This is a genomic window from Sphingomonas sp. DBB INV C78, assembly GCF_042693015.1.
In the GTDB taxonomy this organism is placed as follows: Bacteria; Pseudomonadota; Alphaproteobacteria; order Sphingomonadales; family Sphingomonadaceae; genus Sphingomonas_E.
In genome coordinates this window covers 119691-134673 of sequence record NZ_CP170544.1, presented here as the reverse complement: position 1 = coordinate 134673, position 14983 = coordinate 119691, and the positions used below count along the sequence as shown (strand labels likewise).

The 14983-nt window shown below is 65.2% G+C and carries 14 protein-coding genes and 1 other RNA gene; 4 read left to right on the top strand and 11 right to left on the bottom strand.

The annotated features are described in order from the left end of the window. The first annotated feature begins 191 nt into the window (after positions 1 to 191). Positions 192 to 2513 carry a TonB-dependent receptor gene (locus ACFB49_RS00685; RefSeq protein ID WP_380874791.1) on the top strand — a complete coding sequence of 774 codons (2322 nt, stop codon included), beginning with the start codon at positions 192 to 194 and terminating at the stop codon, positions 2511 to 2513. A gap of 57 nt (positions 2514 to 2570) precedes the next feature. On the opposite strand, the gene ACFB49_RS00680 is transcribed toward ACFB49_RS00685, so the two are convergent. The 3 genes from ACFB49_RS00680 to ACFB49_RS00670 form a co-directional block, all read right to left on the bottom strand. After that, the gene (locus ACFB49_RS00680) at positions 2571 to 3470 is read right to left on the bottom strand and encodes a crotonase/enoyl-CoA hydratase family protein (RefSeq protein ID WP_380874789.1); all 900 of its coding nucleotides are present in this window, start codon (positions 3468 to 3470) and stop codon (positions 2571 to 2573) included. A gap of 130 nt (positions 3471 to 3600) precedes the next feature. Beyond that, entirely contained in the window at positions 3601 to 3960 is a 360-nt protein-coding gene (locus ACFB49_RS00675; RefSeq protein ID WP_380874787.1) for an EthD domain-containing protein, read from the bottom strand. A 28-nt stretch (positions 3961 to 3988) separates the two neighbouring features. Continuing rightward, complete coding sequence (locus ACFB49_RS00670) at positions 3989 to 4588, bottom strand: TetR/AcrR family transcriptional regulator (protein WP_380874785.1); 600 nt, start codon at positions 4586 to 4588, stop codon at positions 3989 to 3991. Between the two features lie 242 nt (positions 4589 to 4830). Here ACFB49_RS00670 and ACFB49_RS00665 point away from each other — a divergent pair, with 242 nt between their 5' ends. Further along, on the top strand, positions 4831 to 6459 hold the full coding sequence (locus ACFB49_RS00665) for an alpha-D-glucose phosphate-specific phosphoglucomutase (protein ID WP_380874784.1): 1629 nt from the start codon (positions 4831 to 4833) through the stop codon (positions 6457 to 6459). A 9-nt stretch (positions 6460 to 6468) separates the two neighbouring features. Here the strand turns inward: ACFB49_RS00665 and ACFB49_RS00660 are convergent, their stop codons facing one another. Beyond that, on the bottom strand, positions 6469 to 6801 hold the full coding sequence (locus tag ACFB49_RS00660) for a YbaB/EbfC family nucleoid-associated protein (protein ID WP_380874782.1): 333 nt from the start codon (positions 6799 to 6801) through the stop codon (positions 6469 to 6471). A 1-nt stretch (position 6802) separates the two neighbouring features. Beyond that, the gene (locus tag ACFB49_RS00655) at positions 6803 to 8410 is read right to left on the bottom strand and encodes a DNA polymerase III subunit gamma/tau (protein ID WP_380874780.1); all 1608 of its coding nucleotides are present in this window, start codon (positions 8408 to 8410) and stop codon (positions 6803 to 6805) included. A gap of 71 nt (positions 8411 to 8481) precedes the next feature. On the opposite strand from ACFB49_RS00655, the gene ACFB49_RS00650 reads away from it, so the two are divergent. Next, positions 8482 to 9798, top strand: a complete 1317-nt coding sequence (locus ACFB49_RS00650) for a dicarboxylate/amino acid:cation symporter (protein ID WP_380874778.1) — start codon at positions 8482 to 8484, stop codon at positions 9796 to 9798. 8 nt (positions 9799 to 9806) lie between these two features. Here ACFB49_RS00650 and ffs read toward each other — a convergent pair. The 6 genes from ffs to ACFB49_RS00620 form a co-directional block, all read right to left on the bottom strand. Further along, positions 9807 to 9904, bottom strand: an RNA gene (ffs, locus tag ACFB49_RS00645) — signal recognition particle sRNA small type. A 42-nt stretch (positions 9905 to 9946) separates the two neighbouring features. Beyond that, positions 9947 to 10414 (bottom strand): DUF1203 domain-containing protein, encoded by a 468-nt coding sequence (locus ACFB49_RS00640; protein WP_380874776.1) that lies wholly within the window; start codon positions 10412 to 10414, stop codon positions 9947 to 9949. 81 nt (positions 10415 to 10495) lie between these two features. After that, entirely contained in the window at positions 10496 to 11449 is a 954-nt protein-coding gene (locus tag ACFB49_RS00635) for an endonuclease/exonuclease/phosphatase family protein (RefSeq protein WP_380874774.1), read from the bottom strand. Positions 11450 to 11564: 115 nt separating this feature from the next. After that, a complete protein-coding gene (locus ACFB49_RS00630; protein WP_380874772.1) occupies positions 11565 to 11900 on the bottom strand; it encodes a 2Fe-2S iron-sulfur cluster-binding protein in 336 nt (111 codons plus the stop codon). After that, positions 11897 to 13003 (bottom strand): cysteine desulfurase family protein, encoded by a 1107-nt coding sequence (locus ACFB49_RS00625; RefSeq protein WP_380874770.1) that lies wholly within the window; start codon positions 13001 to 13003, stop codon positions 11897 to 11899. The genes ACFB49_RS00630 and ACFB49_RS00625 overlap by 4 nt, the downstream gene beginning before the upstream one ends. Next, positions 13000 to 14049, bottom strand: coding sequence for a cysteine desulfurase family protein (locus ACFB49_RS00620; RefSeq protein WP_380874768.1), 1050 nt, complete (start codon positions 14047 to 14049; stop codon positions 13000 to 13002). Before ACFB49_RS00620 ends, ACFB49_RS00625 begins: the two co-directional genes overlap by 4 nt. Before the next feature lie 111 nt (positions 14050 to 14160). Between ACFB49_RS00620 and ACFB49_RS00615 the strand changes: the two genes are divergently transcribed. Then, the gene (locus ACFB49_RS00615; protein WP_380874766.1) at positions 14161 to 14808 is read left to right on the top strand and encodes an alpha/beta hydrolase; all 648 of its coding nucleotides are present in this window, start codon (positions 14161 to 14163) and stop codon (positions 14806 to 14808) included. Positions 14809 to 14983 lie beyond the last annotated feature (175 nt).

Sequence of the window (14983 nt, the reverse complement as noted above, 5' to 3'; positions counted from 1 at the left end):
GTCCTCTCCCGGGTTTATGACAGCGATAGCATATTAGGCTGACCTGAAAAGCACATTGCTGAGCCACAATTTTCTCTATCAATTGGATAGTATTGACACTGCTTTGGCCGAAGCCTAGGCGTTGGGCCGGGCAAGAGGCGCTTGCGGCCCCATTGGGCATGAACTGCGCCCGATTTTTCAGGGAGGACCGAATGCCTGTTCTTAATCGTTTCGCGCCGTTTCACGCGATTCGCCTGACAACGCTGGCAGGTGTGTGCGCCGTCGCCCTCGCCGCCCCCGCTTTGGCGCAGGAGCCGGCCGAACAGGCCGCGGACGCCGCCGATCCCGGCGAAATCGTCGTCACCGCCCAGAAGCGCACCGAAAATCTTCAGGACGTGCCGGCGGCCGTCAGCGTCGTCTCCGCAGCCCAGTTCGAACAGCGCGGCGGCGTCAACATCCAGTCGCTGCAGCAGCTCGTCCCCAGCCTGAACTTCAAGGACAGCGCCACCAGCCTCGATTCCACTTTGTTCCTGCGCGGCGTCGGCACGATCAACTTCTCGATCGCGGCGGAACCCTCGGTCGGCTTCGTCGTCGATGGCGTGACCTTTGCCCGCGCCGGCGAAGCGTTCGGCGATCTTTACGACGTCGAGCGGATCGAAGTGCTGCGCGGGCCGCAGGGCACGCTGTTCGGCAAGAATGCCTCGGCCGGCGTGATCAGTGTCGTCACCAAGAAGCCTGGCAGCGATTTCGGCGGCTATGTCGAAGGCACCGTCACCACCGACGAGGAATATAAGATCCGCGCCGCGGTCGATCTGCCGATCAGCGACACGATCAAGAGCCGCTGGGTCGCATCCTATGCCTGGTTCGACGGCACCGTCCGCAACATCACGCTCGATCGCACCGTCAACGGCTATGAACGCTACGGCATCCGCGGCGTCATCACCGCCGAAGCGACCGACAATCTCTCCTTCACGCTCATCGGCGACTATCGCCAGCAGGACAGCGATTGCTGCGCCGAAGTGGTCGGCACGCTGCCGGCTGGCGCACTGGCCGGCGCAGTCGACGGCATCGATATCAAGGGTGACGCGACCCGCCAGATCCGCCAGAACACGCTGACCCGCACCAAGGAAAAGAGCTGGGGCGTGTCTCTCCAGGGCGATCTGGATGTCGGCGCCGCGGGCACCTTCACCTCGATCACGGCCTATCGCTATTATCGCAACTACGGCATCCGCGACGGCGATTTCATCGACACCGTCTATTCGCAGGGCGGCGGCTTCCAGCAGCTCGATTTCGGGCCGCAGCCGTCCAAGACCTTCACGCAGGAAATCCGCCTGACCTCGCCCGGCGACCAGTTCGTCGAATATGTCGTCGGCGGCTTCTATTACTGGGCCAAGCAGGAACGGACCTTCCAGCGCGACGACATCGTCTGCACCGCGACGACGCTGCCGCCAGTGGCGCCGGGCCTTACCCCCTGCGCGCCAGGTTCGTCCACGCTCACCTTCCCGAGCGCGGTCGGCAATTTCGGCTCGACCTTCAACAATGCCGCGCTCTACGGCAACCTCACCTTCAACATCAGTGACAGCTTCCGCGTCATCGCGGGCGGCCGTTACACGCATGACGATCTGAAGGCGTTCAACATCCGCACCGCTTCCGCAGTCGGTGGGCCCGGCGTACTCGCCACCGCCTTCGATCAGCGGTTCAAGGTCAAGAACGACGATTTCTCGTTCAAGGCGGGCGCCCAGTTTGACGTGACCGACGACCTGATGACCTACGCGACCTATTCGCAAGGGTATAAGGGCCCGGCGTTCAACGTGTTCTTCAATCAGAATCTGAACCAGCTCGATCCGCTCGATCCGGAAACGTCGGACGCCTATGAAGTCGGCGCGAAGTTCCGCACGGCGGACGGGGCGTTCACGCTGAACACCGCCTTGTTCTATGCCAAGTATAAGGACTTCCAAGCCAACGGCTTCGTCCAGATCGGCACGCCGCCGAATGTGAGCACCGTCACCCAGCTCACCAATGCCGGCACCATCACCACGCAGGGTTTCGAGATCGAGTCGGTGATCCGTCCGGTCCGGAACTTCACGCTGAGCGCGGGCCTTGCCTACACCGATGCTGAGATCGACCGCTTCAACATCACCCAGCCGGGTCAGAGCGATCGCCATGGCGAACAGCTTCCGCTCGCACCGAAGTGGAAGGGCAATGTCTCGGCCACCTACACCATCGAGACCGGCGGTTTCGCCGATGTCGAGCTGGGCGGCCAGGTGTCATTGACCAGCGATCAGGTTTCGACCTTGCAGGAGGCCGGCCCGGTCCGCAATGCGATCACCATCGACGGCTACGCGCTGGTTGATGCCAATATCGCGCTGGTCGATCCGAACGGCGTGTGGCGGGTGAACTTCATCGGCCGCAACCTGACCGATACCAGCTACGCGACTTTGATCACGCCGGGCGGCCCCGGCGGCAGCTACCGTTATCTGCTGCCGCGCGACGTGGATCGCTATTTCGGCGCGCAGCTCAAGTATAACTTCTGATGCAAGAACGGCCCCGGAGCGATCCGGGGCCGCCTTCGTTTCGCGACAGGCCGGGCATCACCCCCAGTCGGGATCGTCCATCCAGGGCGAGAAATGCGGCATGTCGCGCGATACGCGGTCGGGGAAGTCGGCCGCGCGCTTTTCCAGGAAACTTTCCACCCCCTCGCGCGCGTCGCCCGATGCCCCCCGCGCCCAGATCGCCCGGCTGTCGAGCTTGTGCGCCTCCATCGGGTGCGCCGCCCCTAGCATCCGCCACAGCATCGCCCGCGTCATTGCGATCGAGACCGGTGCGGTCGCTTCGGCATAGCTGCGCGCGATCTCCCGCGCCGCGGGCAGCAGATCATCGGGCGCATGGATGGATCGGACCAACCCCAGCCCCTTCGCCTCCTCCGCGCCGATGATGCGCCCGGAAAAGCAGAGGTCGAGCGCATTGGCGATGCCGACGATGCGCGGCAGGAACCAGCTCGACGCCGCTTCGGGCGTGATGCCGCGCCGCGCGAAGACGAAACCGAAGCGCGCATTCGCGCTCGCGATCCGCACGTCCATCGGCAGCGTCATGGTAACGCCCACGCCCACCGCGACGCCGTTGATCGCGCCGATCACCGGCTTCTTCGATCGGAAGATGCGCAGCGCCAACTGCCCGCCCCCGTCGCGGACTGATGGATGGGAGAAATCGACACTGCCGTCAGGGCCGATCGGCGTGTCTTCGCTCCGCCATTCGCTGTCGCCGCCATAATCGAAGGTCGCAGCCCCACTGCTCAGGTCGGCGCCCGCGCAGAAGGCCCGTCCCTCGCCGGTGACAATTACCGCGCGCACATCGTCGTCGGCGTCAGCCCGGTCGAGCGCGGCGATCATCTCAGCCTGCATCTCGGGCGTATAGGCGTTCAGCTTGTCGGGCCGCTCGAGCGTGAGCGTCAGGACATTGTCTGCAATTTCGACGCGGGTGGCGTTGCCCATGGTCTGTTTCCCATTCGTCATCCCCGCGCAGGCGGGGATCCATAACCTCTTACGTTGCGGCTCCATCGATGAACCTGCGCGTATGGATTCCCGCCTGCGCGGGAATGACGGTTTTGGATGAGCGGGCCGGTCAACCGATCGGCGACTTCGTCTCGTCCACCACGAACATGCGTGTCTTGGAACGATCGAAGACATTTTCCTCGTCGTCGGCGATCGCCTGTGCCACATCCGGGCTGGTCAGCACCGCCATCGCCGCGTCATAGGCCGCGCGATCCTCGAACCACACTTCGGTCACGCAGTCGAAGTTGGTCTCCGACCCGTCGGCCGCTTCGAACGCGCCGTTCCAGTCGATGAAGTTGCGGTGATAAGCCTTGATGCCCGGCGTCAGCCGCACGATCAGCGGAGCATGGTTCTTCTCGTAATAATCGATGAACTGCTGCCGGGTGAGCCCCGCCTTCTTCTTCAAAAGCGCGATCGACTTGAACGCCATCTACCTCTCCTCTTTGTCTTTTTCCTTGTCAGCGTTTGCCGACCCCGGCCACGAACATATGCGCAAGGCGCTTCGATGTCTCGGGCACTTCCAGCGGTTGCCCGCCCACCAGCAGGTGCAGCGCGATATGTTCGATGCCGCCGAACAGCACGTCGCGCAGCATGCGGGGGTCGGTATCCTCCGCCACTTCGCCGGCCTGTACGCCCTCCTCGACGATGTGGACGAGCAGATCGGTGTAGCGCTTCGTCATATGAAACAGCGGCGATCCGCGGAAATTGCCCGAGTTGCGCAGCTCGCGGATATAGAGGCGGCACAGGTCCGGCTCTTCCTGGAAGATCGAAAGCTGGGAGGTGATGAACTGCTCCAGCCGGTTGTCGAACCCTGCGACGCGGTGGACCGCAGTCGTGGTGCGTTCGATGATCCGTTCGAACAGTCGCTCCAGCACGGCGCTCAGCAGAGCGCGCTTGTCGGTGAAGTAGCGATAGATCAGCCCGTCCGAAACGCCGGCCGCGCGTGCGATGCCGGATATGGACGTCGCATCATAGCCTTTCTCGCCGAATTGCGTCGTCGCCGCATCCAGCAGCATGTCATATCGGTCCTGGCGACGGGCTTCGCTCAGTCTCGGCATAATGCACCTCGTAAATCGGCCCGAAACGCGGCCATGCTGGGCGAGACGCTCATCCGGAGATGTTGAACGTCATTCATTTTATGGTCAATGACTGATCGCTCTTAACGGCATGCCGAACGGTTGCACAATATCCGTCGCATTACCTATTCGCTTCACAGCATCATTTCCCCAAGCTTGAAAATATCGCGCAATGTTTTCCGGTTAAGACAGGCAGAACGCAGTCGGATTGTTCGGAGAAGTTGATGCTCAAAACCGTCGCCGTCACCCCCTTTCCCGGCCAGAAGCCTGGCACGTCCGGCCTGCGCAAGAAGGTAGCGGTGTTCCGGCAGTCCCATTATGCCGAATGCTTCATCCAGGCGATCTTCGATGTGCTGGAAGGCGCCGCTGGACAGACGCTGGTCCTGGGCGGCGACGGGCGTTTCTGGAACCGCGAGATCGTCCAGACCACGCTCAAGATGGCAGCCGCCAACGGCTTCGGCCGCGTCATCGTCGGCCGCGGTGGCATTCTTTCCACGCCCGCGGCGAGCCACGTCATCCGCAAATATGGCGCATTCGGCGGCATCATCCTGTCGGCCAGCCACAATCCCGGCGGACCGGACGAGGATTTCGGCATCAAATATAATATCGGCAATGGCGGCCCGGCGCCCGAACGGATCACCGACGCGATCCACGCGCGCACCGAAGTGATCGACCATTATCGCATCCTCGATGCTGCGGACCTCGACATCGACCAGATCGGCGAGACCCGCCTTGGCGACATGGCGGTCCAGATCATCGATCCGGTCGCCGATTATGCCGACCTGATGGAAAGCCTGTTCGATTTCGCGGCGATCCGCGCGCTGATCGCCGGCGGTTTCCGCCTGACCTTCGATGCGATGCACGCCGTCACCGGCCCCTATGCCACCGAAATCCTCGAACGCCGTCTCGGCGCACCCGCAGATACCGTGCTCAACGGTACGCCGCTCCCCGATTTCGGCGGCCATCATCCCGATCCCAACATGGTCCATGCGCACGAACTGTTCGATCGCATGTTCGGGCCGGACGCGCCCGATTTCGGCGCCGCTTCGGATGGCGATGGCGACCGCAACATCATCCTCGGGCGCGGCATCTTCGTCACGCCGTCCGATTCATTGGCGATGCTCGCCGCCAACGCGCATCTGGCTCCGGCTTATGCCACGGGCCTGGCCGGCATCGCCCGCTCCATGCCGACGAGCGCTGCCGCCGATCGCGTCGCCGAAGCACTCGGCCTGCCGCTCTATGAAACGCCGACAGGCTGGAAATATTTCGGGAACCTGCTCGATGCCGGCCGCGTGACCATCTGCGGTGAGGAAAGTGCCGGCACCGGATCGGATCATGTCCGTGAGAAAGACGGGCTCTGGGCGGTACTGCTCTGGCTCAATATCCTTGCCGCCCGGCGCGAAAGCGTTGCCGAAATCGCCCGCGCGCACTGGGAACGCTTCGGCCGCAACTATTATGCCCGGCATGATTATGAAGGGATCGACGGCGCGGCCGCCGATGGCCTGATCGCGGCGCTCCGCGATCGGCTGCCGACGCTGGCGGGCACCCGCGTCGGCGATCTCGTCGTCGCCGCAGCGGATGATTTCGCCTATCAGGACCCGGTCGACGCCTCGCTGAGCCGCCACCAGGGTATCCGCATCCTGTTCGAAGGCGGTTCGCGTATCGTGCTGCGCCTGTCGGGCACCGGCACGTCGGGCGCGACGCTCCGCGTCTATCTAGAACGCTATGAGCCCGTCGGCGGCGATCTCGGCCGCGCCACGCCCGATGCCCTGGTCGATCTGATCGCGGCGGCGGACACGTTGGCGGAAATCCGCTCACGCACCGGGCGGGACCAGCCGGACGTGATTACCTGACGGCGCCCCTCAGAACGGCAGCTTGAAACCGGCCGGCAGCGGCAGACCCGCGCTCATTTTGCTCATCTCGGCGTTGGAGACGCTGTCGGCCTTGGTGCGCGCGTCGTTGAACGCGGCTGCCACCAGATCTTCCACCATCTGCTTTTCGGCCGGCACCAGCAGCGATTCGTCGATCGAGACGCCGAGGATGCGGCCCTTGGCGGTGGCGCGAACCTTCACCAGACCGCCGCCCGAAACGCCTTCGACTTCGATCGAATCGAGCTTGGCCTGCGCCTCGCCCATCTGCTTCTGAATATTGTCGGCGGCTTCCTGCGCCGCCTTCATCATCTTCTCGATATCCATCTTACGCGCTCCTGGCTGCGAACCCGGTTTCGGGGGGCGTGTAGTCCACCAGTTCCGCTTCCGCAAAGGTCTCGAACGCGGCGCGGACCACGGGCGTTGCAAGAATGGCGTCGCGCGCGGCGTTCTCGGCTGATTTTTCCTGCTCGAGCAGGCTCGGTTCCGCAGGCCCGTCGGCAATCGTCACCTCCCAGCGATCGCCGTACATATCCTTGAGTAGGCCCGTCAGTTCGCGCACGAAATCCGCGGGCAGCGGCCGATTGGGCCGGATCACCAGTTCCGGCGGAGCATAGCGCACCAGCCCGACGAAATCGTGGAGTTGCTGACCCAGCAGCGCGCGCCGCGCGTCCACCGCCTTCACCAGTGCGGCAAACTCCGCGGGCGGAGCGGCCAGCAACGGCGCCTGCTCCTCGGCAGGTGCGGCAGGCGCCGAAGCAGGCGCCGCAGGCATCCCTTCCCCGCTCGCCAGCCGGCGCGCCAGTTCGCCGGGATCGGGCAGCGTCGAAGCATGGACGACGCGGAGCAGCGCCATTTCCGCCGCCTCGATCGGCAGCGCCGCGGCCTGCACCTCCGCATGGCCCTTCAGCAGCAATTGCCACAGGCGATGCAGCGTCGCGAAACCCAGCCGGCTCGCCCAGTCGGCATGCGCCTCGCGCTCCTCGACCGACATCGCCGGGTCCTGCCCGCCGCCAGCCTTGGCGCGCGTCACGCCATGCACCGCTTCGAGCAGACCGATGAACAGGGTCGCGGGCTCGACACCCAGATCATGTTGGTCGCGCACCGCCGCCAGCACGCCCGGCGCATCGCCCGCCAACAGCAGCCCGAACAGCCGCCGCACGGCACCGCGATCCGACAGGCCGAGCATGTCGCGCACCTGATCTGCGGTCACGACGGCACCACCATGGGCAATCGCCTGATCGAGGATCGAAAGCCCGTCGCGCGCAGATCCTTCCGCCGCGCGGGCGATCAGCGCTAGTGCCTCGGCTTCGGCCTCCACCTCTTCGGCCGCGACCACCTTCGCGAAATGATCGGCGAGCTTCTCGGCCGGAATCCGCTTGAGGTCGAATCGCTGGCAGCGCGACAGCACCGTCACCGGGATCTTCTGCACTTCCGTGGTAGCTAGCAGGAATTTCACATGCGCCGGCGGCTCCTCCAGCGTCTTCAGCACCGCATTGAACGCCGCCTTGGACAGCATGTGGACTTCGTCGATGATGTAGATCTTGTAGCGCGCTGAGACCGCGGCATAGCGCACCGCCTCGCTGATCTCGCGCACATCGTCGACGCCATTATGGCTGGCGGCGTCGATCTCGATCACGTCAATATGGCGCCCCTCGGCAATCGCGCGACATGGTTCGCACACGCCGCACGGATCGATCGTCGGACCACCCTGCCCGTCCGGCCCGATGCAGTTGAGCGCCTTCGCGATCAGCCGCGCGGTGGATGTCTTGCCGACCCCGCGCACGCCGGTCAGCAGAAAGGCATGGGCCAAGCGCTCGCGCCGGATGGCGTTGGCGAGCGTCTGCACCATGGCATCCTGCCCGATCAGATCGGGAAAGCGCTGCGGACGATATTTGCGGGCAAGAACGCGATAGGGCTGCGGGGATTCGGACATGAAGGGAACCCTAGCTATCCGTCCGCCGTCATGCCAGCACAGGCTTGCGAACGATCTGCCGGAGCAATGTCTTGACCCAGGATGCGCCAGAAATCGCCCCGGAAATCTCCGAACAAAATCCGGCAGGGCCGTTCCGCCGCGCGCTCCGTGGCTGGTTCGCAATCGCGCTGTGGAAGCGCATTCTGATGGCGCTGCTGCTCGGCACGATTGCCGGCCTGCTCTGGGGCGAAGGCGCCGGCCAGATCAAATGGATCGGTGACATATTCGTCCGGCTGATCCGCATGCTGGTGATCCCGCTCGTCTTCCTGACGATCGCCTCGGGCGTCGCAGCGCTTGGTGATCCGCGGCGGCTGGGCAGCATCGGCGCCAAGACGATCGCCATGTATGTCTTCACCACCGTCCTCGCCGTCACGGTCGGACTGACGGCCGCCACCCTGATCCAGCCCGGCGCGGGCGCCGATTTCAGCAATGCCGTGCCGCGGACTGTCGCGCCCCCCAAGGATACGGCGCAGATGTTCATCGATATCGTGCCGATGAACCCGTTCCAGGCGATGGCCAATGGCGACACGCTGGCGGTGATCTTCTTCGCCGTACTGGTGGGCGCCGGCGTGATCGCCGCGGGCGCCGCCGCCGATCCCGTCCGCCGCCTACTCGTCTCTGGGTCGGAGGTGATGCTCAGGATCGTCGGCATCGTCATGGAAGCCGCGCCCTTCGGCGTCTTCGCGCTGATCGCCGTCGTCGTCGGCGCCAACGGGCCGGAGGTATTTGTCAGCATCCTCAGGCTTGCCCTGTGCGTCGTGGCGGGCGCGCTGGTGCAGACCTTCATCGTCCATGGCGGCGTCGTCCGCCTGCTCGCCTGGCTGCCTTTGCTCCCCTTCTACCGGGGCATAGCCGACGCGATCATGGTCGGTTTCTCCACCTCGTCGAGCGCCGCGACGCTGCCGGTGGCCATCCGCGTCGCGCGCCATAATCTCGGCATATCCGAACCCGTCACCTCCACCGTTCTCCCGCTCGGCGCGACGATCGGCATGGACGGCGCGGCCATGTATGTCGCGATGCTCACCCTGTTCGCGGCGCAGGCCTTCGGCGTTCAACTCAGCCTGGCCGATTATCTGGTGATCGCCGCCACCACCACGATCGTCGCGATGGGCGTAGCGCCGGTGCCATCGGGATCGCTTTTCGTGCTGGCAGCGGTGCTGGCGGCGATCGGCATCACGCCGGAACAGACAGCGATCATTGTCGGCTTCATTTTGCCGTTCGACCGCATTCTCGACATGACCCGCACTGTCCCCAACGTCACCGCCGATCTCGCCATCGCGACCGCCGTGGCGCGCTGGGAAAAGGAGATCGACGTCGCCGTCTACGAACGCGACGATCGCCGCAGCTAAAGATGTGCGAGGGTGGGAGCCGGAACGACCCGGAACGAAATCGTTGCGGCTGCTTCCTTCCGGACCTGACCGGGTTGGCGACGGTTCCGTCCGCCCGACTCCCGCGCGCCATATGGGCGAAGGCGCGGGTTAACGCAAGCCGGGCGCGTTAAGCCCGGTCGATCCGTGCCGCAAAGCAGCCACGCTTGGCATAATGTGCATGCAGATAGTTCACGTTCGGGTTGTCGAAGAATGCGTCGATCGCCGCCGCAAGATCCTCGCCGGCAACCAGATCCGCGTCGATCATGTCGTCCGCCCCGTCAAACGCGCGCAATGAGATTGGCCGGATCGCCATAACCTCGGGAATCTGGTCAAGAAAATGCGCGGCCGCGGTTGCGCCCTCGCGAATGAAGATAGCGTGGCTCGCGCGATAGGCGGTCGGTGCAGGCTGATGCACAAAATTGAGGAGCAGCATCGCCTCGCCCGGTTGGCCATCGCGCAGCTCGATGCGGTCGGGAAAGCCGGGCGCCGCATCGACAATCATGCGTCGGGCGCCCTGTAACGCCAGGTCCGCGTCACTTTGGCCATAAAGATGCTGGAACGGCGTGGGGTCGAGGCCCCGGATACGGAAAGACATGGGCACTGGCCTCCATTCAGGATGACCGAAGCCTAGGCCCCCGTGCCCCATCGCGCGTCCCGTTTCCTGCGTTCGAAACCGTCAGAGTGCCGGGCAGGCCGGCACCCGCGTCGTGTCGGTCGGCCAGCTCAGCTCATAGGTGACGAGGAAGCCGTCATGGTCGGAAAGCTCCGGCCCGCTGTCGCCCCCGTCGAACATCGCCTCCACCCGCACCGGCCGGATCGAGACCTGATCGCCCGGCCAGAAGAATTGCAGGTCCTGCGTGTCCATCCACGGCTCGTCACCGTCCCACGACATCTTCACCTCGCAACCCGATTTGGGATCGGCGCAGACGCGGTGGACCAGGTCGAGCGGCTGATATTTGGTGAATTTGGCGAAGCGGTTTTCGGCGTGCCGCATATTGAAATCGCCGCCCAGGATCAGCGGATTGGCATCGTCATTGGTCTCCGCCAGAAACTGCGCTGCCTCCAGCGACTGGCGCTCGTGCGCGGCAAGATTGCGCGCCGCCGGCGCCTTGGATGCCCCGCGCGAATTCATGTGGGTGTCGTAAATGTCGATCGCGCCGGGCACGCCTGGCATCGCCAGCCGTGCCAGCACGATCCCCTTGTTGGAAAGGCAGTCGAAGCCGGCGCAGGCGCGCTTGCCATAAGGCCGGGCCTGCGTTTCGATCAGCGGATATTCGGACGCGACGGCAAGGCCGCTGCCTTCGGCATGCATGCCGATCTCGCCGCGCTTGGCCTTGGCCTTGCCCGGCAGCTTTTCCGCCTGCTTGTCGGGCGGCTTGGTGGTGCGGCGCGGGCCGTGCGTGATTGCGGGATAGCCGGTGGCCGCCACCGCTTCCTTGGCCGATCCGCTGAACATTTCCTGGAACAGCACGACATCGGGCGCCTTGCCCGACGCCCGCATCGCGGCCAGCCTCTTCCCGATTTCGCGCAATTCCGGCCCGCGACCGCTGCGCGCCGGCCAGCCCAGCCCTTCGATATTGTAGGTCAGCACCGCCAGCGACGTGGTCGCGGTTTTCCCATCGGATGCCATCCGGATTTTCGGCGCCCGGCCTTGCTCGCAACCGATCGTCCTAAGCGGCGGCGCCCCCGAACAACCCGCTAGCAGCAACGCACCAATCAGCGTCGCCGCCGCCCGCACCATGCCCTTATCGGCCCTGCATGTTGCGCGATTCGTCCGGCATACGGACGGTCAGGCGGGCAAGCCCTTGCGGCAGATAGATCTGGCACGACAGGCGCGACCAGCGGGTGACGCTGGCGGCAAGATCGAGCAGATCCTCCTCCATCTCGCTCGCTTCCGGCAGCTTGGCGAAATCCTCCTTGTCGACGATGACGTGGCAGGTGGAACAGGCCATCTGTCCCTCGCACGTCCCTTCCAGCGGCTGGCCATTGGCCTGCGCGACATCCAGCAGCCGCGCGCCGGCCGGCGCCTCCACTTCCTGCACCTCGCTACCGTCGGCGGAGATGAAGCGCACCAGGGTCACGCCGCCCACTCCATCTGCCGGGCCGCGCCGTCGCGGATCAGTGCCACTGCCTGAATGATCTCGTCCTCCGTGGTGTAACGGCCAAAGCCCAGGCGAATGCTTGACCGTGCCTCGGCATCCGTCAACCCGATCGCCTTCAGCACATGGCTCGGCCGCCCGGACCCGCTGGCGCAGGCCGATCCGGCCGAGAAAGCGAGGCCCCTGAGCTCGGAAATCAGCCGCGCCGCATCCACGCCGACGCGGCGAATATTGAGATTGCCCGGCCAACGCGGGCTTTCCGCGCCGTTGAGCGTCCAATCGGCAAGCCCTTCGCGCAGCAATTCGGCCAGTGCCGCAACATGCGCGCGATCGGTCTCGATCCGCGGGAAGGCCAGTGCCGCCGCGGCGCCGAAGCCGGCGGCGAGTGCGGGGCTGATCGTGCCCGAACGGATGCCCGCTTCCTGCCCGCCCCCATGCAGCAGGCCCGGCAGCGTTACGCCGTCGGCCATCCACAGCGCGCCGATACCGATCGGCCCATAGATCTTGTGCGCGGAAATCGAGACGAAATCGGCCACACCCGCCGGGATCGGCAGCTTCCCATAACCCTGCGCCGCATCGAGATGGAGCTTCGCCCCCACCTTGCGCGCCATTACCCCCAACGCCTCGATCGGCTGGATCACGCCGATCTCGTTATTGACCTGCATCACCGATACCAGCGCGCAGGTGTCATCGATCGCGTCCGCCGCCGCGTCCAGATCGACCAGCCCGTCGCACCCCACCGGCAGGATCACGACGTCACAGCCTTCAGCCCGCAGCGCCTCGGCCGTGTCGAGCACGCAGGCATGTTCGGTCGCGAGCGTCACCAGCCGCCGGCGCTTGCTTTCCGCCATCACGCCCTTGATCGCGGTATTGGCCGCCTCGGTCGCGCCGCCGGTAAAGATCAGTTGCCCGCCACCGAACGGCGCCGCGACCCGATCGCGCGCCACTTCCACCGCCGCGGCCGCTTCACGGCCCGCACGGTGCGGCGAATGCGGGTTGGCCGCGCGTCCGTCCAGCCAGCGCAGCATCGCCTCGCGCGCTTCCGGCGCCAGCGGCGTCGTCGCCTGATAATCGAGATAGATCATGCCGCGCGCTGGCCGGCATCCGCAGCCATCCCGGACCAGACGCGGATGAACTCGTAGATTTCGGCGCGCGTCGTCGATGGGCCGAAGCTCACCCGCACCACCTCGCGCGCTTCCTCTTCCGGCCAACCCATCGCCCCAAGCACATGGCTCGGCTTCACGCTGCCCGACGAACAGGCGCTGCCCGCCGATACCGATATGCCCGCAAGGTCGAACCGTATGAGCTGCGCCGCCGCCGGCACGCCCGGCATCCGATAGGCGCCGATCGTCGGGATGCGCTGCGATCCCGCCGCGACGACCACGCCGCCTGCCGCCGTCAGTGCTTTCTCAAGATGTTCGCGCAGTTCGGCCGCCCGGCCCAGCCATTCGCGCCGCGCCTCCAGCGCCGCGGCGAAACCCAAGGCAGCCGGCAGATTCTCGGTCCCCGGCCGATAGCCCTTCTCCTGCCCGCCCGGCGCATCAAGCGTGCCGAGATCGCGCACCAGCAATGCGCCGATCCCCGGCGGGCCGCCCAGCTTGTGCGCGGAGATCGCGATGAAATCGGCATCGGCGGGCAAAGCCATCTTGCCGGCGGATTGCGCGCAATCGGCAAGCCAAAGCCCGTCCAGCTCGGCAATCCGGCGGGCAAGCCGTGCCACATCCTGAATCACGCCGGTTTCATTGTTCACGTGCTGGATCGCGAACAAGGTGCCGGCGCCCGCCACCAGCGGCGCCACCAGGCCATCGGCGCCCACTGGCAGCCCGGCGCCGGGAACGAGGCGGCGCACCGCATCATGCTCGACCGCGGACGCCGCAACATCCTTCGCCTTGCCGCGCAGCAATGCCGTCCACAGCGCTTCCGTCGCGCCGCTCGTAAAGATCAGTTCGCCGTCCCAGCCGAGCGCTGCCTTGATCCGGCTGCGCGCATCTTCCAACGCGGCCCGCGCCGCGCGGCCTTCGGCATGGGGAGAGGATGGATTGGCCCAATGGGCCAGCGCGTCGGCCATCGCATCGCGTGCTGCCGGCAGCAGCGGTGTCGTCGCGGCGTGATCGAGATAGATGCGGGCCAAGGACGTTCATGCTCCGACAAGATTGCGCGCTGTATCCCGCCTTCTATATAGGCCTGCAACTCCGCGCGCATCTTTCCTGCGCGTTCGATCCTCTTCTTTGAGCAGGTAGTGATGCCCGAAGTCATCTTTCCCGGACCCGAAGGCCGCCTAGAAGGCCGTTTCAACCCGGGTCCGCGCCCCCGCGCGCCCGTTGCCATGATTCTCCACCCGCACCCGCAGGGTGGCGGCACGATGAACAACCGCATCGTGCAGAATCTCTATCAGACCTTCGTGAAGCGCGGCTTCGCGACGTTGCGCTTCAATTTCCGCGGTGTTGGCAAGTCGCAGGGCACGTTCGACAACGGCATCGGCGAGCTGTCCGACGCGGCCTCCGCGCTCGATTGGGTCCAGTCGATCCACCCGGAAGCCCAGACCACCTGGATCGCCGGCTTCAGCTTCGGCGCGTGGATCGGCATGCAGCTCCTGATGCGCCGCCCGGAGATCAAGGGCTTCATCTCGATCGCGCCGCCCGCGAACATGTATGATTTCACCTTCCTCGCCCCCTGCCCGTCCTCGGGCATCATCATCCAGGGCGATTCGGACGAGGTGGTGACGCCCAGCGCCGTCCAGAAGCTGGTCGACAAGCTGCGCACCCAGCGCCACATCACCATCCACCACGACACCATTCCCGGTGCCAATCACTTCTTCGAGCATGAAATGCCGCAGCTGATGAAGTCGGTGGACGATTATCTCGACATGCGCCTGGCGAGCGACCGCTAGGCCCTAAATCCTCCCCGAGCTCGCTCGGGGAGGGGGACCAGCCGGAGGCTGGTGGAGGGGCAACTCCCCAACCCCAGCCCCAAATCCACCGTCACCCTGAACTTGTTTCAGGGTCCATCGCGCGACAGGCGATACCTGCGCGAGTGGAGAGATAGATGCTGAAACAAGTTCAGCA